Source organism: Janthinobacterium sp. OK676 (assembly GCF_900103595.1).
In the GTDB taxonomy this organism is placed as follows: domain Bacteria; phylum Pseudomonadota; class Gammaproteobacteria; order Burkholderiales; family Burkholderiaceae_D; genus Janthinobacterium.
Map to the genome: position 1 here is coordinate 153,109 of NZ_FNHA01000008.1, position 19,143 is coordinate 172,251.

The following is a 19,143-nucleotide window of genomic DNA, read 5'->3' on the forward strand; positions in this document are numbered from 1 at the left end:
GTTGAACGGTTTTTTTTATTTGTAAAGCGATAGCGCCAGCGCGCCGAAAATGGCGATGAAGATGCACAGCCGCGCCAGCGACGGATGCCACACCATGCGGTACACGCCCAGCCAGCCCAGCACGCGGTCGAGCAGGGTTTGCAGGGCTATGCTGAGGAGGAACAGGGGCAGCAGGGTAGGAATCAGAATTCCGAACAGGGCGAATTCACGCGGCATGGTGGTCTCCGGCGCCAGGCGCCATATGGTCGAGTAATGAGGTGTAGATCGAGTGCAGGTCGGCCAGCGCCGTGTGCAGGCGCATGCCCCGTTCCGGCGCCGTACCGGCTTCGGCCTGCGCCGCGCGCACGACGGCGCCCGCCTGCAGGGTGGCCGCCAGCGCCGCCTGCAGTTGCGCGTCGCCGCGCGTGCGCAGCCAGGCGGCGATGTGGTCCACGCACTGCTGCAGCGCGTGGCGCGTGGCGCCTGGCCTGGCGGTCGCGATCAGTTCGCGCAGTTCGATCACGGAATGGCCGATTTCCAGCAGGGTCAAGGCCTGGCGCACGACGGCGCGCGTCGCTTCGCCCGGCGCCGGGCCGGCCGCCGCGTTGAGCTGGCTGAGCAGGTCGCGCACGCGGTTGTCGAAGCGGTGTTTGACACGGCGCGCCGGGGCCGTGCACGCATGCAGCGCTTCGCGCCACAGGGCCCGGCCGATATGGTCCTTGTGGCCCATCGTGTGCTCGGGCAGCAGCACGGCAAACACGAGGGCGGCCAGCATCAGGCCCACGATCAGGGCCATGCCCGTGTTCAAAAAGGCTGCACCGTCGACGTGCATCACATTCGTCGGCGCCATCTGCGTGATGAAGGTCGACACGCCCAGGCCCACGCCCAGCTTGGCGGGATTCGTCATCAGGTACAGGCCGACGGCGAGGAACGGCGCAAAACTGAGCACCAGCATGGGGAAGCCGTCGCCGTGCACCAGCACGAAATACACGCAGACGAGCGACAGCGGCATGGCGATGAGGAAGCCCGCCAGCACCTGGCGGATCATCATGATGGGACGCGGCGAGGACGAGGCCAGCGCGCAGAACACGGCCGCCATCAGCATCGCCGTGCTGGCGTAGGGCCAGGCGAGGAAGTAGGCGCCCAGCGCCAGCAAGGCCAGGCTGATGCCGGCGCGCGCGCCGCTGGCGAGCACCAGCGCGGGCGGCGTCTTCGGCGCATACGCCTGCGGCGTGCTCACTTCCAGCGGCGTGTCGTGCACGAGGCTGAAATACACTTCGTGAAAGCGGCTCATGTCGCGCGCGAAGCGTTCGAGCAGTTCGCACACGGTGTCGAAATCGATGCGCTGCGCATGCGCGACGTGGGTGCTGTCGATGTCCGCGCGGGCCTGGCCCAGCGCCGTTTGCAAATGCCGCTGCATGGTGTCGAGCGAGTCTTGCGAGGGCGTCGTTTGCAGCGCTTCGGCGACGATGGCGTACAACGGCGCGCAGGCCTGCATGACCTGGGTTTCGCCATCGCGCTGCAGGCGGTCGAACAGGCGGTGGAAGGTATAGAAGGTGGTCAGGGCCGTCATGAAGGTGGCGTTGAAGGCGTGCAGCTTGCGGTTTTGCGCGCGCACGTGGCCCACTTTGCTCGTCACTTCGAACAGGGCGGCCGAGCGGCCCAGTTCCAGCGCCGCCACGTCGGCGGCAAACTGCAAATGCGTCAGTTCCACCTGGGCCGGCGTGAGCTTTTGCTGCAGCACGTCCTGGCAAAAAGTAAGGAATTTGCCGTAGCGGGCCTGCACTGTGCGCATCACCTGCGTGCCCTGGTGGCGCGGCAGCAGCACGCTGGAGACGGCCGCCGAGCAGATGATGCCCAGGCTCACTTCAGCCACGCGCGTGACGGCCAGCGAGAAGACCTGCATCGGCTGCTCGATGGCGGGCAGCACGATCATGCAAGCCGTGTAGCCGGCCAGCACGTACACATACGACTGGGCGTTGCGGTGCAGGGCCGAGCCGCTCGTGCACAAGCCCACCCACAGGGCCAGGCCGGCGAACAGCAGCACGGGCTGCTGCGGGAACAGGCCGATCAGGGTCAGTGCGGCCGTGCAGCCGAGCAGGGTGCCGCACAGGCGGTAAAAGCTTTTTTCCAGCACCATGCCGCTGCTGGGCAGGGCCAGGATGATGGTGGTGGTCATCGCCGTGCTGGGCGAATCGAGGCCCAGGCGGTAGGCCAGCCACAGGGCGCAGAATGCGGCGATGAGGGTCTTGCCGACGTAGATCCAGCGTTCGCCTTCCGTCGCGCGCCAGTCCTGCAGCGCCAGCGCCAGCCAGCGGGCCGCCCGGGTCAGGGGGCCGTCTATAGGTGTTGTTGCTGTGGCTGGCGTCATCGATAGGCTATCAGTTCTGGTTGTTGAGATTGTTCAGGTTGCGCAGCTGGCGCATGTACAGCTTGTCGAGCACTTGCAGCTCTTCTTCCGTGAACCCTTCGTACAGGGCCGACGTTTCCTGGTACACGTCGGGCAGCGCCGTCTCGATCAGCGCGCGGCCCTTGTCGGTCAGCGAGATCATCACGGAGCGGCGGTCGCCGGGACGCGTGCCCCGATGGATCAGGCCGCGCGTTTCCAGGTCGTTGCACACGCGCGTCAGGTTGGCCGGCTTTTCATGGCAGGCCATGCCCAGGGTGCAGGCGTTCGAGGTTTCATCTTCCGTGCCGTACAGCACGGCCAGCACCATGTAGCTGGCATCGACCAGATCGTGCTTTTTCAGCGCGGCATTGGTCAGGTCCTTCATGCCTTTTTGAATGTGGTACGTCATGCGCAGCAAACGCATCAGTTCCATGGGGAAGCCTGGCATGCGCGTGCGGATGTTTTGCAGCCGCTTGGAGGTGGCGTCAAAAGCGGTCATGTCATATTCCTTCATGTGTGAATAAAGTGCCGATTGTATCTTGTTGGGCTAGGGCAATGCCAGGATTGCAAGCTCAGATGCCGCCTCCTAGCGCATTCATCAAGGAAACGTACAGATCGAGCTCGCGCGCCCCATTTTGCGCCTGCTGCTGTTCTTCCGCCAGCAGCGCCACTTGCGTGTTGAGCATGGCGATGGCGTCGCTCATGCCCGCCTTGTAGGCCTTCTCCGCCAGGTCGCGCGCGCGCTGCGCCGTGGCCAGCGCCTGCGCGGTCAGCTGGTGCTGCTTGGCCAGCGATTGCGCGCGGGTGACGGCGTTGGCCACGTCCGACATGGCGTTGATGACGGTGGCGTTGTACTGCTCCACGGCGCCGTCGTACACGGCCGTCTGGCTGCCCAGCTGGGCGCGCAGACGGGCGCCGGCAAAGATGGGCAGGCTCAGCGCGGGCGAAGCGCCGCGGATTTGCGAGTTGGCGTCGAGGAAATGGCTGAAGCCGAAGGCCTGGAAGCCGGCGAACGCCGCCAGGTTCACGTTCGGATAGAACTCGGCCTTGGCCGCGTCGATGCGCTGCGCCGCCGCTTCCACTCGCCAGCGCTGGGCGGCGATGTCGGGACGGCGGCCGATCAGGTCGGCCGGCAGGGCGGCGGGAATGGCCAGCGGCTGGTCTAGGCGCAGCACGGGACGCGTGAACGCCGCGCCCGCTGCCGGCCCCTTGCCCGCCAGGGCCGCCAGCTGGTTGCGCAGCAGGGCCAGCGATTCGGCCGACTGTTCCAGCTGGCGGCGTCCGGCCGGCAAGGTGGTTTCGATCTGCGCCACGTCGACGTCCGTGCCGATGCCGGCCGCCTTGCGCTGGCGCGTGATGTCGAGGATGCGGGCGCGCTGCGCCAGGCTGCGTTCGATCACGTCCTGCAGCTGGAATTCGTAGGACAGCTGGATGTAGGTGCGCACCAGCGCCGTTTCCAGCGCCAGGCGGGCCATCTGCGACTCGGCCGACGCCATCTGCACGTCGCCCAGCGCGGCGGACAGGGCGGCGCGGTTGCGGCCCCACAGGTCCAGGTCGTACGAGGCCGTGACAGTGGCCTGGTTGCGCCACGCGTAATTGCCGGCCAGCGGCGCCGGCGTGCTGCCGTGCTGCGAATACAGTTCGCGGTTGATGGAAACGGCCGCGTCGGCCTGCGGACGGGTCTTGTCCTCGGCAGCGCCGGCCAGCGCCTCGGCCTGGCGCACGCGCGCCTGGGCGCCGCGCAGGGTGGGGCTGTCGGCCAGGGCCTGGTCCATCAAACGGTTCAATTGGGGGTCGTGCAAGTCTTGCCACCATTGCGTGCGCGGCCATTGGATGGCGGCGCTGGCGGCGGCATCCATGGCCTGGCTCGCCTGCAGCTTGTTGGCGTCGAGCATGGCCGATTGCGGCGCGATATGGCCCATGTCGGCGCACGCGCTCAAGGCAAGGATCAGGCTGGCGGCAAGCAAGCGGCGGTGCAGGGACATGCAGGACTCCGGAAGGTGGTGTTGGGGCGATGCTGACAGCTCGCCGCGGTGAGCGCCGGGAGTGGCCCGGGGTGCTGCGCCGCAACTGAGTTGTTACTGAGTGAAACCGGCTGACGGGTTTCTTATTGCACGACGTGTTTTGCCGTTTGCGCGACGTCAAAGTCCGCTTCCGTTTGCGGGATCAGACCAGCCTTGCGGGCAGCGTAGAACTCGGCCATGACTTGTTCGCGCGTCACCTGGCTGGCGGCGGTGGCCGGCGTTTTCGGGTAGTCGACTTCGCTGGTGGCGATTTCGCCGGCGTTGCGGGCACGGATGTATTCGGCCGTGACTTGCTCGCGCGACAATTGCTGGCCCGTGGTGGCGGGCGCGGCGCTTTGGGCGAAAGCCGAGGTGGCGGTGGTGATGGCAAACAATGCTGCGATGAGTGATTTGGCTTGCATGATAAGACTCCAAAATGTGCATGATGGCTGGGTGGATGGGCCGGATCGCCACGTACCGGTCGGTTCGGCGGCGCGGTGCTGGTGGGCGCCGCGCCGCCGATGAAGCAGTTTCTGGATGAGAAGATGCTTACTTGAATTAACTATAGCAATGAATAGTACATTTGTGAAGTAATTTATGAAAATAGTTGTGCGCCGCCGCATTTCTGCTTGGAAAATGCCGTGCAGGCGTGCGCCGCTGGCCAGGCCAGGGGAGTAAGCTGGTTTTTTTATCAACGGAGGCAGTCATGAGCGGCAGTTCACTCGATCCGGACAATTTGCCCGTCATCCCCGACCGCGTCCTGGGCAGCGGCCATGGCAAGGGCGCGCTGGGCCCCAGCGACAGTTCCGACAGCGGCAGCGACATGCAGGGCGTGCCGGGCCAGGACCCGGAAGAGCTCGATAACGACAGCGATGCGGCCGGCACGGGCGAGCGGGCCGGCGTGGAGCCGCGCAATACGGCGCCCGATGGCGGCGACATCGACGTCGACCACGTGGAAAGCATGACGCCCGTGCAGCCGGCGGAGGGGGGCGATGGCGAGCCCGGCGCTTCCGGGACGCCGGCGCCACGGCCCTGATGCCGGCGGCTGGCCGCAAATTGCCGCCGCTGTGGCGCCATCAGCGTAAAATGGCGGCAAGGCGGCGTGCGCGCCGCCATGGCCAGCCGGCCTGCACAGGATAGGATGTCAGAGGATGCAAACGCAGATGTCGGAAGAGAAAGAAAAAGACTTGATGTCGATGTACCGCGAGACGCGGCCGCGCGAGTTTTTTGGCGAAAAAAGTAACACCAATCACCTGGCCTGGAGTTTGCTGGTGATATTGCTGGCGCTGGCGTTCTGGCTGATCGTGGCCCTGGCGGCGGCGGAAAACCAGCGCCATGCCCTGGAAACGAAGGCGTGCCAGGATCACGTGTTTCCCACGGAAATCGACACGTCTTGTTTGAAACAGGTCAGGTCGCGCGATCACTGGTGGCAGCACGTGGGCCATGCGCTGGTGCGCATGGGCGCCTGACCGGGGCGCTAGCCGGCTGAACGATCTGGCGGAACCTGGCGGCCGCGAGGGCCGCCGCAGTGATGGAGTGCGGGAGGCGCCATGCCACGCGATCACTCGCGCGAGCAGCCGCAATGGCTGCTGGCGCGCCACAGTGCCTTGACGGCGCGCCAGCTGCTGCGCGCCTATGGCTTGCTATGCCTGTTTTCCCTCGTCATTGCCGCCGCCTTTGCGCTGCGCGGCCTCTGGTACATTCCCGTGTTTTCGCTTGCCGAACTGTGCCTGGTGGCCATCGCCCTGCTGCATTACCTGCGCCATGCGCGCGACTATGAGCACATCGCCTTGCGCGACGGCGAGCTGATCGTCGAACAGGTCAGCGCCGGGCGTTGCCGCCGCCACCGCTTTGCACCGTGGCGCATGCGTATCGTCGTGCCGCAAGGGCCAGGTCAATTGATACATATCAACGATACCGGCCATGGCGGCGCGCACGTGGACGTGGGCGTGTTTGCCACGCCGGAACGGCGACAGCAGGTGGCGCAGGAGCTATGCGCGCTGCTGCCGCCCTATTTGGGCCCGTAAAACTGGAAAGTCTGGACCACCAGCAAGGTGGTGGGGAAGCCCGTGATGGTCTTGAACTGCTTGACGCCGGTAATCTTGTAGGCGCCGGCCTGGAATTCTTCCCCTTCGGCCCAGCTGTGATCCTTCATGGCAAACTGCAGCAACTGCTTGTCGTTATAGCGGTAGCTGAAGATGGTGTAGGCGCCGACGCGGCTGGTGACGACGAAGTTTTCATCCTGCTGGTCGGCGATGAGCAGGATGCCCGGATAGCGCTCGATGCCCGCCTCTTCGTTCTGGATTCTCAGGATCACGTCGGTAAAGCTGCATTCGGCGTCGCGGATCTTGTCGCGCTTCGTGGCGATCTTCATCACCTCGTCGTAGCTCTTGTTGTGCACGATAGACCATTGCGGCGAATCGCAATAGTTGGCGGCATGGGCATGGGTCGCGCCGAGCAGCAGACATAGGGTAATGGCGGAGAAAGCTTTCATGGGACCTTGTGGCAAGTTGCAGTCTTGTGGAGGCGGCAGTGTAACGTCTGGCTGCCGGCCCCACAAGCGCAGGGCAAGGCGCAAGATCAGGTGGCCCGCGACGGACCTTCCCACAGATTGATATGGCCTTCGCGCGCCTGCACGTCGATGGCGGCCAGCTCGTCGGCCGTGAACGACAATTGCTGCAGCGCGGCCACGTTTTCGCGGATTTGCGCGCTGCTGCTCGCGCCGATCAGGGTCGAGGTGACGCGGGGATCGCGCAGCACCCAGGCCAGCGCCATCTGCGCCAGGGTTTGTCCCCGCTGCGCGGCGATCTGGTTCAGCGCGCGCACGCGGGCCAGGTTTTCCGCGCTCAAATGCTGTTGCAGCAGCGAGCCGCCGCCGGGACGGTTGACGCGCGCATCCTGCGGCACGCCGTCTAGGTACTTGTCGCTGAGCAGCCCCTGCGCCAGCGCCGTGAACGTGATGCAGCCCATGCCTTCCTGCTGCAGGGTGTCGAGCAAGCCGTCTTCCTCGATCCAGCGGTTGAGCATGTTGTAGGCCGGCTGGTGGATCAGACACGGCACTTTCCATTCCTTCAGCAGGGCGGCCGCCTCGGCCGTCTTTTGCGGCGAATACGACGACAGGCCCACGTACAGCGCCTTGCCCTGCTGCACGGCGGTGGCCAGCGCGCCCATGGTTTCTTCCAGCGGCGTGTCGGCGTCGTAGCGGTGCGAGTAAAAGATGTCGACATAGTCGAGGCCCAGGCGCTTCAGACTTTGGTCCAGGCTGGCCAGCACGTATTTGCGCGAACCGCCGCCCTGGCCGTACGGACCCGGCCACATGTCCCAGCCCGCCTTGGTGGAAATGATCAGCTCATCGCGATAGGGCAGAAAATCGTCGCGCAGCAGCTTGCCGAAATTGCTTTCCGCGCTGCCATACGGCGGGCCGTAGTTATTGGCCAGGTCGAAATGCGTGATGCCCAGGTCAAACGCCGTCCGCAGCATGTCGCGCTGCGATGCCAGATTATTGCTGTCGCCAAAGTTATGCCACAGTCCCAGCGACAGCAGCGGCAGTTTCAGCCCGCTGCGCCCGCAGGTGCGGTATTGCATGCTGTCGTAGCGGTTCTCGGCGGCGTGGTAAGTCATGACATCTCCTGGTTGAGTGAAGCGCTCATTTTCGCGCAAAATCAAGGTCCGTGTGCGTGCGCCGTGCGCGTGGCCGGACGCGCCTTACAATAAGCGTTGAGAAGTCTCGCAAGGAGCGGTCATGGAAATCGAATTGAAATTGTTGCTGGCGCCGCAAGACGCCCCCCGTCTGCGTGCGCATCCGCTGCTGGCGCAGTCCGTGCAAGGTGCGCCGCAACTGCTGCGGATGCACGATATCTATGTCGACACGCCCGATCTGCAGCTGTGCCGCCACCAGGCGGGCCTGCGCGTGCGCCAGGTGGACGGGCGCTGGGTGCAAACGCTGAAGGCCGGCGGCACGGTCAGCGGCGGCTTGCACAGCCGCCACGAATGGGAGGGCGAGGTGCCGGGGCCGCAACCGGACCTGGCCGCGCTCGATGCGGCCATCGGCCGCAAGCAGCCCATCCGCGCGCTGCTGCGCCAGGACGCCATCCGCGACGCCTTGCGGCCCGTGTTCAGTACGCGCATGGAGCGCACCGTATGGCAGTTGCGCACGCCGCAGGGCGACGAGATCGAATGCGTGCTGGACCAGGGTGTCATCGAAAGCGGCGCGGATGGAGCCGATGGTGGCGCGCGCAGCGTGCCCGTCAGCGAGATCGAACTGGAATTGAAGCAGGGGCAGGCATCCAGCCTGTTCGACGTGGCGCTGGCCCTGCTGCGGGAGGTGCCGCTGCAGCTGGGCCACATGAGCAAGGCGGAGCGCGGTTACCGCTTGGCTGCATCGCATCCCTTGCAAGCCGTCAAGGCGCAGCCTTTGCGGCTCGATGACGGCATGACGGTGCAGCAAGCCTTCGTCGCCATCTGCGGCAATTGCCTCGAGCAAGTGAGCGGCAACCAGGATGGCGTGGCGGCGGGCGAGGACGTGGAAAGCGTGCACCAGATGCGCGTGGGCCTGCGCCGCTTGCGCTCGGCGCTGGGCATGTTCAAGTCCCTGCTGGCGCTGCCCGATGCGTTGACGGGCGAACTGGCTTGGCTGGGCGGTGCGCTGGGCGAGGCGCGCGACTGGGATGTGTTGGCAGGCAATACCCTGGCGCAGCTCGACGGCGAGGCGGCCACGGATGCGGCGGCGCTGGCAGGGGCGGCGCACGCGCAGGCGCGCCTCAAGCACGTGCAAGCGGCGCAGGCCGTCACCTCGGCGCGCTACACGGCTTGCATGCTGGGCTTGCAGCGCTGGCTGCAGGCGCGCGCCTGGCGCGACAATTGTTCCGAGCGCCAGTTGCGGCGCCTGGACGCGCGCGTTTCGCCATTTGCCCGTGCCACCCTGCGCAAGGACCAGCGCCGGCTGATGCAGCGCGGCAAGCGGCTGCCGCATGCGACGCCGCAGCAGCGCCACCGGGTGCGCATCGCGGCCAAGAAGACGCGCTATGCGACGGAATTTTTCGCCTCGCTGTTTGCGGGCCGGGCCGTGAAACCATATGTGGGGCGGCTGTCGGCCTTGCAGGATGAACTGGGCTGGCTGAACGACGTGCAGGTGGCCGACCGGCTGCTGCGGCAATTGCCCGAAGTTCAGGCTGACCAGGCCGACCAGGCCGTCCAGGACGGGTTGCGCCTGCACGCGGCCTTCGTGCGCGGCTATCTGGCGGCGCGCGCGCAGGCGCAGGGCAGCGATGGCCGCATGCACAAGGCCTGGCGGCGCTTCAAGGCGGCCCGCTTGCCGGCCTGAACCCGGCTAGGCCAGCGGGCGTTGCAACTGGCGCTCGAGGATGGCCAGCGGCGACTTGTGCGGCGCGGCCATGGCGCGCACGGGCAGCAGCCAGGTTTGCTCCAGTGCATGCTGTCCCCGCAGGGCCGCGTGCGATACGACGTCACTGAAGACGATCCACGTCTGGCCCGGCGCGAACGCATGCGTGTGCTGTTCCACCTGAGCCTGGTAGCCGAGGTCGGCCTTCATGGCGTCGTGCAGCTGCAGCATGTAGTGGTCGTAGGCCGTGCGCCGCGACTTGGTGACGCGCAGCCATTGCAGCAGGGCCGCCAGCACCGGTTGCGGACGTTTCGCGGCGGGCAGGAAATGCTGCGCCACCTGCTCGAATGGCGCGCCCAGTTTCCACACGCGCGGTGCGTCGCGCGGATGGATGTTGGTGAAGACGCGCAGGATGCGCCGGCCCTGCGTGGGCGAGGAGGGAAAGCTGTCGACGTGCAGGCGCGTATCGTCCTTGCGCCACGAGGTCACCCTGCCGGCAATTTCCACGGGGCGAAAGCTGCCCTTGCCTTGCTGCAGGTGGGCCGAATAGCCAGGCAGCAAGCCGGCCAGCAAGCGCTGCGTGTGCCGCGCATAGCGCTGCATCAGCGCGGCCAGCAGCGTCGCATCGCAGGCGTCGCCATGGCCGCGCACGCCGCGCGCCGGCTCCCAGCTGATGTTCTTGGCGCTGCCGGCGCTATCCATGGCGCCGTTCAGCAGCGCTTGTTCTTCCTGTCGCAGGGGAAAGCCCAGCGCGGGCAACAGCAGCACCTGCCCATCTTCAAGCGCCTGCAGCGCCGCCGCCTGCTGCGCGGCGCTGCCGCTGGCGTCCCACCGGTCCAGGGAAATATCGATGAGTTTGCTCATGGCACAAACGGGGAAGACATCGGAGCGGCCAGTATGGGCGCTTGCCGCCCGCTCCCGTTTGCGCTGGCGCAGCTTCAGCGCACGGTGCGGATACATCGCGGTTCATTGAAAGCGCGGCGAGCGGCGCGGCTCAGTAGGCCAGGCGGCCCGGCACGCTCACTTCGATCTGCGTGCCGGCGCCGGACCGGCTGTCGATGCGCAGGCTGGCCTTGATGGCGGCGGCGCGCTCGCGCATGCCGACGAGACCCCAGTGGCCGGGCCGCTGGCCCGTTTGCGCGACGGCGTCATCGAGGCCGCAGCCGTCGTCGCGCACGCGCAGGGTGAAGGCATGGTCCGCATAGTCGAGTTCCAGCACGATGTTGGCCGCCTCGGCATAGCGCGAGGCGTTGAACAGCGCTTCGCGCGCGATCGCATAGATTTCGTCATGCACGCGCGGCTGCAGGCGCCGGCAGATGCCGCTCACATGCACGGCGAAGGCATGCGCGCGGTGTTCTGCCAGGCCCTTGCCGAATTGCTGCAGCGCCAGGCGCAGTTCGTCGGGTTCGGCCGAGGCGCGCAAGTCCATGATCTGGTCGCGTCCTTCGATCAGCAACTGGTCGGCCAGATTGAGGGTGCCGTCGAGGCGCGCCCGTTCGCGCGTGCCCTTGGGCAGCATGTCGGCATGCGCATGGAACGAGAGGATCAGGCCCTGCACGCTTTGCAGCAGGGTGTCGTGCAGCGAACGGGCGATGCGCGAGCGTTCGGCCAGGCGCTCCTGTAAGCGTTCCTGCAGCCGTTCCTGCATGTCGCGCGTCAGGTGGCGGATGCGCAGCACATAGCCGCCATACAGCAGCAGCGCGGCGCCCAGCGCCAGCAGCACGACGAACCACGGCGTTTGCACGAAGGTCGGTGCGATGACGATGCCTAGCCCTGTCCCCTGCGTGTTCCACACGCCGTCTTCGTTGGCGGCCGTGACCTCGAAGCGGTAGCTGCCAGGCGCAAGGTTGGTGTAGTAGGCTTCGCGGCGTCCCACGGCCTCCTGCCAGCCCGTGTCCACGCCCGTCAGCTTGTAGCGCAGGCGCACGCGCTCCGGCATCGACAGGCTCAGGGCCGTGAAGCCGATCTGCAGGGTCTTGCTGCCCTGCGGCAGGTGCAGCGGCTTGCTGTCGTCCAGCGCGTAGCGCGCGCCATCGGCCAGCAGGCTGTGGATCTGCACGGGCGGCGGCAGGGCGTTGCGGCGGATGTGCAGCGGGTCGAGCATGCCGATGGTGGCCGAGGTGGAAAACCACAGCTGGCCATCGGGCGCATGGATCAGCGACGGCACGGGGCGCAGCTGCGAGGCATGGCCCTGCAAGCCGTCGAGCGCGTCGAAGCGTTCCGAGGCAACAGCGCTGCCGTCGCGCATCCACGCGGCCAGGCTGGCGGCGCCGATATGGGCTATGCCGTCCGCGCCATGCAGCCACAGGTCGCCGTCCGGCAGGCGCACGATGCCCGACACGCCGCGAAACGCCGCGCCGCGCGCGCCGCGCAAGGTGTGGAAGCGGCCGGCGCGGTACAGGGCCACGCCATTTTCGCCGCCAGCCCACATCGCGTCGCCATCGCGGTACAGCTGCAGCACGGTGCCCACTTGCAGTCCCTCGGGCGCGCCGAGCCGCCTGACGGCGCCCGCGCGCTGGCCATCGGCCACCAGGCTGACGGTATTGTCGGCATGGCCCAGCCAGACGGTGCCTGCCCCATCCATCGCCATGGCCGTCGTCAGCACCGTCGGCAAGCCCGAGAGGCCACCGTTCGCGCTCCATTTTCCGTCGTTCAGGCGAAACAGGCCGCCGCCGGAAAACGAGGCCCACAGGGCGCCCGAGCGGTCTTGCTGCAGGGCCTGCGGATCGAGTCCCTGCACGGGCGCCACCACGCGCGTCATGGCGCCGTTGCGCGCGCGATGGTGCAGTTCCTGCTCGTTGCCCAGCCATAGCGTGCCGTCGGGCGCCCAGTGGCTGGCCGCCAAGGCCCCTTTCAAGATCACTTTTTTCATGCCGTCGGCCGTAAAGCTGCGCACGTCGCTGACATAGTCGCCGATCCATACGTCGCCGTCGGGCCCCGGCAGCATGCCAGGATGGTCGAAGGGTACGGCCACGGCCAGGGTCTTCAGGCGGTTCGGCCGCAGCCGGTCCAGGCCCGTCGAGGTGCCGAACCACAGATTGCCTTCGCGGTCCTGGAACGAGGTTTGCGGCAACGGGCCGCTGATGCCGTTCTGGCGCGTCAGGCGCTGGGCCGGCAGGCTGGGACCGGAAGGGTCGAACTTGCGTTCGATGCCGTCGGGCTGCATCAGCCACATGGTACCGGCGCGGTCGAAACGGATGCTGTTGCCCCTGGCGTCGGGCCGGATGGGCGCACCGCCGCGCGGCGCGCTGGTGCGCACGCGATAGTAATTGCTTTGCGCATCGACGGCCCAGATGGCGCCATCGGGCGCTTCATCCATGCCGGTGAGGATGGTGCGCGGCCAGGCATGGGAAAAATGCGGCTCGCCCGGCCTGCGGAAATAGGCGCCATGCATTGTGCCCATCCACTGCGTGCCATCGCGCGCGAACAGGATCTGGTAGACGCGCTTGTCGGGCAGGCCCACGTTGGCCGCTTGCGCAACGAAGCGGTCCGCGCCCGGCGCCAGGCGCGCCGCGCCATCGCGCGTGCCGACCCAGATGGCGCCGTCGGGCGCTACCTCGATATGGAACACGGCGCCCGGCGGCAAGCCGTCCGCCTCGCGGTAGGTGCGCACGCCATCCTTGCGAAAGACGCTGACGCCGCCGAGGCGGTAGCCGACCCACACGGCGCCGTCCGCCGGCGTGGCCAGGCCCAGCACATTGCTCGACGGCAGGCGGTGGCCGTACACGCTGTCGACCCTGTCGAAGCGCACGCCGTCGTAGCGGTACAAGCCGGTGGCCGTGGCGATCCACAGCCAGCCATCCTTGCCCTGGGCGAATTTCAGCACGTCGACGGGCGCGCCTTGCAGGGCGCCCCAGGCGTTGTGGGTGTAGTCGGACAGCAGGGGAGACGGGGCGGCAGCGCACGCGTGCAGGTGGCACGCCAGCAGGGGCAGGATCAACAGGCGGCGCAGCAGGCGAGCGGACATCGGGGCAGGGGAAGATAGCGGTGGCGGGGCAGTGATTGTAGCGCAGCGCCGTGCCTTTCAGCAGGCAAAAAAAAAGCCTGCGCGGGTGGCGCAGGCTTCTTTTCGCCCTACGTTGACAGGAACTGGCGCTTACGCGAAGTTCTTGGCAACGAAGTCCCAGTTGACCAGGCCCCAGAACGTTTCCACGTACTTGGCGCGCAGGTTGCGGTAGTCGATGTAGTAGGCGTGTTCCCAGACGTCGCAGGTCAGCAGCGGCTTGTCGCCGGTGGTCAGCGGGCAGCCGGCGTTCGAGGTGTTGACGATGTCGACGGAGCCGTCGGCTTTTTGCACCAGCCAGGTCCAGCCCGAACCGAAGTTGCCCACGCACGACTTGGTGAATTCTTCCTTGAACTTGTCGAACGACGACCATTTGGCGTTGATCGCGTCAGCCACGGCACCCGCAGGCGCGCCGCCGCCGGCCGGCTTCATGCCGTTCCAGTAGAAGGTGTGGTTCCATACCTGGGCTGCATTGTTGAAGATGCCGCCCGACGATTTCTTGATGATCTCTTCCAGCGACAGGTTCTCGAACTCGGTACCCTTGATCAGGTTGTTCAAGTTGGTGACATACGCCTGGTGATGCTTGGCATAGTGGTATTCCAGGGTTTCTTTCGAAATATGCGGCGCCAGAGCGTCCATTTCATACGGCAGTGGTGGCAGAGTATGTTCCATGTGATGTCCCTTTGTGGTGAGTATTCGGAGTCTACCGGCCTGTGGCCGGAGGGTTGAGCCAAGCTTGCTTGAAGCAGGCATTCTTGCTGAACGAGCCACTATTGTAAAGCGGATGCGCCATTGCTGCAGATTCCGGCACGCGTCGCGGATGCCTTTGGCGTAGTGATTCTCGTTCAGCCTGAATCGGGCGGAAAAGTTCCCAGCCGCAAGCCTCAACGGATGCGCCGGGTGGTTTCCCTGACGATCAGTTCCAGCGGTGGAATGGCCGCCTGCACGGCCTCGCCATTGATCAGGCCCAGCAGCGCTTCCGTGGCGATGCGGCCGATGTCGTACAGGGGCTGGTGGATGGTCGTCAGCGGCGGCGTCGTGTAGGACGAGCCGGGCAAGTCATCGAAACCGACGAGCGAGATATCGTCGGGCACGCGGATGCCCTTGCGGTACAGGCACAGGCGCACGCCGTAGGCGGACAGGTCATTGGCGGCGAAGACGGCGCTGAATTGCTGCTGCGTATCGAACAAATGGTTCATGGCCAGCATCCCGCTTGCCTCGTGGAAATCGCCTTCCACCATCAGCTTCGGGTCGATGGCGATGTCCGCTTCGCGCAGCGCGCGCTGGTAGCCCGTCAGGCGCTCGGCCGCATCCGTGTTGTTGGCGGGGCCGGCCACGAAGGCGATGCGGCGGTGGCCCAACTCCACCAGGTGGCGCACGGCCAGGTAGGCGCCGTATTCGTTGTCGAGCTTGAAGCCGATGGCGCTTTTCGTGGCCAGCAGACGGCCCGTCGAGACGATGGGCCGCTGCTGCGAGAAATCGAGCACGCTCTCGTCCGAGATGCGCCCAGACAGTAGGATGATGCCGTCGACCTTCCTCGCCAGCAGCAAGCGGATGCGGTCCGCCTCTTCCTGCGCATTCCAGTGCCCGCTGACGATGACGGACGCATAGCCCGTGTCCTTCAAGCCGTCGTCCACGCCGCGCAGGCTTTCGTCGAAGAAGGGGCTGGAAATATCCTGCACCACGATGCCGATGGTCATCGAGCGGCCCTTCTTCAGACCTTGCGCCATCTGATTCGGCGCGAATTTCATGTGCGCGATGGCCGCCAGCACGGCGTCGCGCTTGTCGTCGGACACCCTGGCCGTGCCATTGAGGATGCGCGAGACGGTGCTGGGCGACACGCCGGCCTGGCGGGCCACGTCGAGCAGGGTGGAAGGGGGAGCAGCGTGGGCGCTATCGTTCAAGGTGATTCCTGGGTGTCAAGATGGCTGGTTCTCAGTGCTCTGAAAACCTTTTCATCGAAAGATTACCATAAATGCCTATAGGGGCTGTAGGTCGAGTTAGCCCGCAGGGCGTAACCCGACATATTGTTGGCTGTGCACGTCGGATTACGCGCTCATGCGCTAATCCGACCTACGCTTGAAAACGTTTTCACAAAAAACAACAGCAATCTCCACAGTCTGTATTTTCGCCTTTTTCATAGGAGAACACGCGCCATGGCGTGGACCTTGTCACGCTGCCCTCAATAAAAATGACAACTTTTTCGATTGACTTGATTTTCTTTGCGGTGTTAAATGGACACATGTTGTGAAAACGTTTTCAAGATAGAAGACGCTCAATAAACGGAGATGAAATAATGAAGTCAAGCATCCTTGGCGCCGCCCCTCTGGCAGCGCTGACCCTGGCCTTTGGCGTGGCCGCCGCACCCGCTACGCCGACCGTCCTCCCGCAGGCCGCACCGTTGCCGGCGCTGGCCCCGGCCACGATTACCGTCGCCTCGTTCCCCGACCTGGACCGCGCCGTGAAAACGGCCTTGCCCCTGTGGGAAAAGCTGTATCCGCAAGTGAAGGTCAAGCTGGTCAGCCTGCAGATCGACGACCACCATAACTCGATGACGACGGCGCTGGCGGCCGGCGCGCGCCTGCCCGACGTGATGGCCATCGACTTCCGCTATGTCGGCAGCTTCGCCGAATCGAAGGGCATGGAAGACTTGCTGCAGCCGCCATACGGCGCAGGGCAGTACCGCGCCCTGTTCGTGCCGTTCACCTTCGTGCAGGCGACCAGTTCGCGCGGCACCCTGGGCGCCATGCCGGCCGACCTGGGACCTGGCACCCTGTTCTACCGCAAGGACCTGATGGACAAGGCGGGCATCCAGGAAACCGACCTGACGCAATCGTGGGAGTCGTATATCGCGGCCGGCAAGAAGCTCAAGGCCGCCACCGGCACCTATCTGCTGGCCGGCGCCAGCGACCTGGCCGACATTGTTATCCGCGCCAATTTAAAAGATGGTGAAGGCATCTATTTTGGCGACAAGGGCCAGGTGCTGGTCGACTCGCCCCGCTTCGTGAAAGCGTTCGAACTGGCCAAGGCGGCCAGGGTCGCCGGCATCGATGCGCGCACCGTGGCCTGGACGGGCGAGTGGGCCGAAGGCTTCAAGCGCGACAAGGTGGCCAGCCAGATGATGGGTTCGTGGCTCAGCGGCCACCTGGCCAAGTGGCTGGCGCCCGATTCCAAGGGCCAGTGGCGCGCGGCGAACCTGCCGGCCGGCGCGCTGGCGTCGTACGGCGGCTCGTTCTACGGCATTCCGAAAAAGGCGGCGAATAAAACCCAGGCCTGGGAATTCATCAAGTTCATGACCGTGAACAAGGATATCCAGCTGCACTCGCTCAAAGAGATCGGCGCCTTCCCGGCCCTCAAGGCCGCGTATGCGGACCCGATGATGGACGAGCCGCAGCCGTATTTCGGCGGCCAGAAGACGCGCCTGCTGGCGCGCGACACGGCGGCCAAAATCCCCGTCATCCGCGTCGACAAGTTCGACGCCGTGGCGCGCGACATCGTCAACATGGAACTGGAAAGCGTGCTGGCGCAAAACAAGGATATCAAGACGGCCCTGGCCGACGCCAAGGCCCTGATCACCCACCGCGCGCGGCGCTAGGAGCAGCATGACTACCTCCATGCCTTGTACCGAGGACGCGCCCGCTGCAGCTGCGGCGCGGCCCGCCAGGAAACGCTACAACATGAAGACGTGGGCGCCGTATCTTTTCATCAGCCCCTTCTTCATCCTGTTCGCCGTCTTCAGCCTGTTCCCGCTGCTGTTTTCCATCTATCTGTCGTTCAACCAGTGGGAAGCGGCCAGCGGCGTGGAAGCCATGCAGTGGGTGGGCCTGGACAATTACAAGTACGCCTTGAGCGACCCGTGGTTTTTGCGTTCGCTGGGCAATACCGTCTGGCTGGCGCTGGCCTCGGGCGTGCCGCAGCACCTGGTCGCCATTCCGCTGGCAGCCTTCATCCACAACAGCTTCAAGCGTTCGCGCAACCTGGTGATCGGCATTTACTTTTTACCGTTCATCACGTCCAGCGTGGCCATCGCCATGGTCTTCAACACCCTGTTCTCGCGCGACTATGGCCAGATCAATGTGCTGCTGCAATGGTGCGCCAGCCTGCCGTTAATCGGTGGCCTGTTCCCGGCCGAATCGATCGACTGGCTGGGCAGCTCGCTGTTCATCAAGCCGGCCGTCGCCTTCGTCATTTTCTGGCGCTACCTGGGCTGGAACCTGGTGCTGTATCTGTCCGCGCTGCAGGTGATCCCCAAGGATTTGTATGAAGCGGCCACCATCGACGGCGCGTCGAAACGCCAGCAGTTCTGGTACATCACCTTGCCGCAGCTGCGTCCGATGATCTACCTGGCCGTGACACTCACCATCATGGGCAACCTGCAGCTGTTCGAGGAACCGTTCGTGCTGGTGGCCGAATCGAGCGGCGTGAGCCAGTCGGTGATGACGACGGCCATCTTCGTCTACAAGACGGCGTTTTCCTCGGGCGACTTCGGCACGGCGTCGGCCATTTCCTGGCTGCTGTTCCTGATCATCGCCAGCACCACCTGGGTCAACAACCGCATTTTCAGCCGCAATGAGCGCAAGGAGGTCCGATGAAAACCACCCGCTGGACGGCCTACGCCATGGTGGCCATCGGCGCCCTGATCATGGTCGCGCCGTTCTACTTCATGTTCGTCTTCGCCACGCACACAAGCGCCGAGATCTACAGCCTGCCGCCGCCGCGCTGGTTCGGCACGGCCCTGCTCAACAACCTGGAATTGCTGCAGGAGCGCCTGCCGTTCTGGCGCAATATCGGCATCAGCCTGTACGTGGCGCTGATGACGACGGCGCTGACCTTGTTCTTCTGCTCGCTGGGCGGCTATGCGTTTGCCATGTACGAGTTCCGCTTCAAGCGGCCCCTGTTCACCCTGGTGATGGCGTCGATGATCATTCCGTCCTTCATGAACATGATTCCGACCTTCATGCTGATGGATTTCTTCGGATGGCTGGACCAGCCGCGCGCCCTGTACGTGCCGGGAGCGGCCGGCGCATTGGGGATTTTCCTGATGCGCCAGTACATCGGCACGGCGATTCCGAAGGATCTGATCGAGGCGGCGCGCATCGACGGCTGCGGCGAATTCGCCATCTACTGGCGCGTCGTGCTGCCGCTGATCGGTCCCGCCATGGGCACCCTGGGCCTGATCACCTTCATCAACTCCTGGAACAATTTCATCACGCCGCTGGTCGTCATGCGCTCGGTCGAGAACTACACGATTCCGCTGGCCCTGCGCAGCATGCAGGCGCCGAACAACACGGAGTGGGGCGCGCTGATGACGGGCGCCGCCATCGCCGTGCTGCCGCTGCTGCTGATGTTTTTTGTCGCCTCGAAGCGTTTAATTGAAGGACTGACCCAGGGCGCCGTCAAAGGCTAGCACTCTCTTTAATCCACTCAC

At 65.4% G+C, this 19,143-nt stretch carries 18 protein-coding genes; 7 read left to right on the top strand and 11 right to left on the bottom strand.

The genetic code is table 11. The features are described 5' to 3' along the window. Nucleotides 1-15: 15 nt before the first annotated feature. The 5 genes from BLU39_RS17095 to BLU39_RS28670 all read right to left on the bottom strand — a co-directional run bounded on the left by BLU39_RS17095 (nt 16) and on the right by BLU39_RS28670 (nt 4,793). Nucleotides 16-216 (bottom strand): DUF1656 domain-containing protein, encoded by a 201-nt coding sequence (locus BLU39_RS17095; RefSeq protein WP_034751763.1) that lies wholly within the window; start codon nt 214-216, stop codon nt 16-18. Further along, complete coding sequence (locus tag BLU39_RS17100; protein ID WP_254788995.1) at nt 206-2,350, bottom strand: FUSC family protein; 2,145 nt, start codon at nt 2,348-2,350, stop codon at nt 206-208. Before BLU39_RS17100 ends, BLU39_RS17095 begins: the two co-directional genes overlap by 11 nt. Before the next feature lie 10 nt (nt 2,351-2,360). After that, nucleotides 2,361-2,867, bottom strand: coding sequence for a MarR family winged helix-turn-helix transcriptional regulator (locus tag BLU39_RS17105; protein ID WP_092715003.1), 507 nt, complete (start codon nt 2,865-2,867; stop codon nt 2,361-2,363). Between the two features lie 73 nt (nt 2,868-2,940). Then, on the bottom strand, nt 2,941-4,353 hold the full coding sequence (locus tag BLU39_RS17110) for an efflux transporter outer membrane subunit (protein ID WP_092715005.1): 1,413 nt from the start codon (nt 4,351-4,353) through the stop codon (nt 2,941-2,943). Nucleotides 4,354-4,475: 122 nt separating this feature from the next. After that, on the bottom strand, nt 4,476-4,793 hold the full coding sequence (locus BLU39_RS28670; protein WP_046682653.1) for a DUF4148 domain-containing protein: 318 nt from the start codon (nt 4,791-4,793) through the stop codon (nt 4,476-4,478). Between the two features lie 284 nt (nt 4,794-5,077). On the opposite strand from BLU39_RS28670, the gene BLU39_RS17120 reads away from it, so the two are divergent. The 3 genes from BLU39_RS17120 (at nt 5,078) to BLU39_RS17130 (ending at nt 6,398) form a co-directional block, all read left to right on the top strand. Beyond that, on the top strand, nt 5,078-5,407 hold the full coding sequence (locus tag BLU39_RS17120) for a hypothetical protein (RefSeq protein WP_092715009.1): 330 nt from the start codon (nt 5,078-5,080) through the stop codon (nt 5,405-5,407). Between the two features lie 115 nt (nt 5,408-5,522). Further along, nucleotides 5,523-5,840 carry a hypothetical protein gene (locus tag BLU39_RS17125; RefSeq protein ID WP_092715011.1) on the top strand — a complete coding sequence of 106 codons (318 nt, stop codon included), beginning with the start codon at nt 5,523-5,525 and terminating at the stop codon, nt 5,838-5,840. 81 nt (nt 5,841-5,921) lie between these two features. Next, entirely contained in the window at nt 5,922-6,398 is a 477-nt protein-coding gene (locus BLU39_RS17130; RefSeq protein ID WP_092715014.1) for a DUF2244 domain-containing protein, read from the top strand. On the opposite strand, the gene BLU39_RS17135 is transcribed toward BLU39_RS17130, so the two are convergent. Continuing rightward, nucleotides 6,383-6,865 (bottom strand): hypothetical protein, encoded by a 483-nt coding sequence (locus BLU39_RS17135; protein ID WP_092715016.1) that lies wholly within the window; start codon nt 6,863-6,865, stop codon nt 6,383-6,385. The genes BLU39_RS17130 and BLU39_RS17135 overlap by 16 nt on opposite strands. An 86-nt stretch (nt 6,866-6,951) precedes the next feature. After that, the gene (gene mgrA / locus BLU39_RS17140) at nt 6,952-7,992 is read right to left on the bottom strand and encodes an L-glyceraldehyde 3-phosphate reductase (protein ID WP_092715018.1); all 1,041 of its coding nucleotides are present in this window, start codon (nt 7,990-7,992) and stop codon (nt 6,952-6,954) included. Nucleotides 7,993-8,113: 121 nt separating this feature from the next. On the opposite strand from mgrA, the gene BLU39_RS17145 reads away from it, so the two are divergent. Then, complete coding sequence (locus BLU39_RS17145; protein ID WP_092715020.1) at nt 8,114-9,694, top strand: CYTH and CHAD domain-containing protein; 1,581 nt, start codon at nt 8,114-8,116, stop codon at nt 9,692-9,694. A gap of 6 nt (nt 9,695-9,700) precedes the next feature. On the opposite strand, the gene BLU39_RS17150 is transcribed toward BLU39_RS17145, so the two are convergent. The 4 genes from BLU39_RS17150 to BLU39_RS17165 all read right to left on the bottom strand — a co-directional run bounded on the left by BLU39_RS17150 (nt 9,701) and on the right by BLU39_RS17165 (nt 15,619). Further along, complete coding sequence (locus BLU39_RS17150; protein WP_092715305.1) at nt 9,701-10,576, bottom strand: Kdo hydroxylase KdoO; 876 nt, start codon at nt 10,574-10,576, stop codon at nt 9,701-9,703. A gap of 130 nt (nt 10,577-10,706) precedes the next feature. Further along, a complete protein-coding gene (locus BLU39_RS17155) occupies nt 10,707-13,679 on the bottom strand; it encodes a sensor histidine kinase (protein WP_092715022.1) in 2,973 nt (990 codons plus the stop codon). A 129-nt stretch (nt 13,680-13,808) separates the two neighbouring features. Then, on the bottom strand, nt 13,809-14,387 hold the full coding sequence (locus BLU39_RS17160; RefSeq protein ID WP_034751750.1) for a superoxide dismutase: 579 nt from the start codon (nt 14,385-14,387) through the stop codon (nt 13,809-13,811). A gap of 212 nt (nt 14,388-14,599) precedes the next feature. Then, nucleotides 14,600-15,619 carry a LacI family DNA-binding transcriptional regulator gene (locus tag BLU39_RS17165; protein ID WP_034751748.1) on the bottom strand — a complete coding sequence of 340 codons (1,020 nt, stop codon included), beginning with the start codon at nt 15,617-15,619 and terminating at the stop codon, nt 14,600-14,602. Between the two features lie 392 nt (nt 15,620-16,011). Between BLU39_RS17165 and BLU39_RS17170 the strand changes: the two genes are divergently transcribed. From BLU39_RS17170 to BLU39_RS17180, 3 genes are read left to right on the top strand one after another with little or no spacing between them, the layout of a single operon-like run. Beyond that, nucleotides 16,012-17,310: an extracellular solute-binding protein gene (locus BLU39_RS17170; RefSeq protein WP_092715053.1), complete on the top strand. Its 1,299-nt coding sequence runs from the start codon at nt 16,012-16,014 to the stop codon at nt 17,308-17,310. 7 nt (nt 17,311-17,317) lie between these two features. Next, nucleotides 17,318-18,307 (top strand): carbohydrate ABC transporter permease, encoded by a 990-nt coding sequence (locus BLU39_RS17175; protein WP_092715056.1) that lies wholly within the window; start codon nt 17,318-17,320, stop codon nt 18,305-18,307. Beyond that, a complete protein-coding gene (locus tag BLU39_RS17180) occupies nt 18,304-19,122 on the top strand; it encodes a carbohydrate ABC transporter permease (protein ID WP_092715058.1) in 819 nt (272 codons plus the stop codon). Before BLU39_RS17175 ends, BLU39_RS17180 begins: the two co-directional genes overlap by 4 nt. Nucleotides 19,123-19,143 lie beyond the last annotated feature (21 nt).

Bases quoted from the DNA above. Each gene is read 5' to 3' on its own strand.
- BLU39_RS17100 (WP_254788995.1), bottom strand. From the start codon at position 2,350: ATGACGCCAGCCACAGCAACAACACCTATAGACGGCCCCCTGACCCGG.
- BLU39_RS17105 (WP_092715003.1), bottom strand. From the start codon at position 2,867: ATGACCGCTTTTGACGCCACCTCCAAGCGGCTGCAAAACATCCGCACG.
- BLU39_RS17130 (WP_092715014.1), top strand. From the start codon at position 5,922: ATGCCACGCGATCACTCGCGCGAGCAGCCGCAATGGCTGCTGGCGCGC.
- BLU39_RS17150 (WP_092715305.1), bottom strand. From the start codon at position 10,576: ATGAGCAAACTCATCGATATTTCCCTGGACCGGTGGGACGCCAGCGGC.
- BLU39_RS17125 (WP_092715011.1), top strand. From the start codon at position 5,523: ATGCAAACGCAGATGTCGGAAGAGAAAGAAAAAGACTTGATGTCGATG.
- BLU39_RS17135 (WP_092715016.1), bottom strand. From the start codon at position 6,865: ATGAAAGCTTTCTCCGCCATTACCCTATGTCTGCTGCTCGGCGCGACC.
- mgrA (WP_092715018.1), bottom strand. From the start codon at position 7,992: ATGACTTACCACGCCGCCGAGAACCGCTACGACAGCATGCAATACCGC.
- BLU39_RS17155 (WP_092715022.1), bottom strand. From the start codon at position 13,679: ATGTCCGCTCGCCTGCTGCGCCGCCTGTTGATCCTGCCCCTGCTGGCG.
- BLU39_RS28670 (WP_046682653.1), bottom strand. From the start codon at position 4,793: ATGCAAGCCAAATCACTCATCGCAGCATTGTTTGCCATCACCACCGCC.
- BLU39_RS17180 (WP_092715058.1), top strand. From the start codon at position 18,304: ATGAAAACCACCCGCTGGACGGCCTACGCCATGGTGGCCATCGGCGCC.
- BLU39_RS17175 (WP_092715056.1), top strand. From the start codon at position 17,318: ATGACTACCTCCATGCCTTGTACCGAGGACGCGCCCGCTGCAGCTGCG.
- BLU39_RS17160 (WP_034751750.1), bottom strand. From the start codon at position 14,387: ATGGAACATACTCTGCCACCACTGCCGTATGAAATGGACGCTCTGGCG.
- BLU39_RS17145 (WP_092715020.1), top strand. From the start codon at position 8,114: ATGGAAATCGAATTGAAATTGTTGCTGGCGCCGCAAGACGCCCCCCGT.
- BLU39_RS17095 (WP_034751763.1), bottom strand. From the start codon at position 216: ATGCCGCGTGAATTCGCCCTGTTCGGAATTCTGATTCCTACCCTGCTG.
- BLU39_RS17120 (WP_092715009.1), top strand. From the start codon at position 5,078: ATGAGCGGCAGTTCACTCGATCCGGACAATTTGCCCGTCATCCCCGAC.
- BLU39_RS17170 (WP_092715053.1), top strand. From the start codon at position 16,012: ATGAAGTCAAGCATCCTTGGCGCCGCCCCTCTGGCAGCGCTGACCCTG.
- BLU39_RS17110 (WP_092715005.1), bottom strand. From the start codon at position 4,353: ATGTCCCTGCACCGCCGCTTGCTTGCCGCCAGCCTGATCCTTGCCTTG.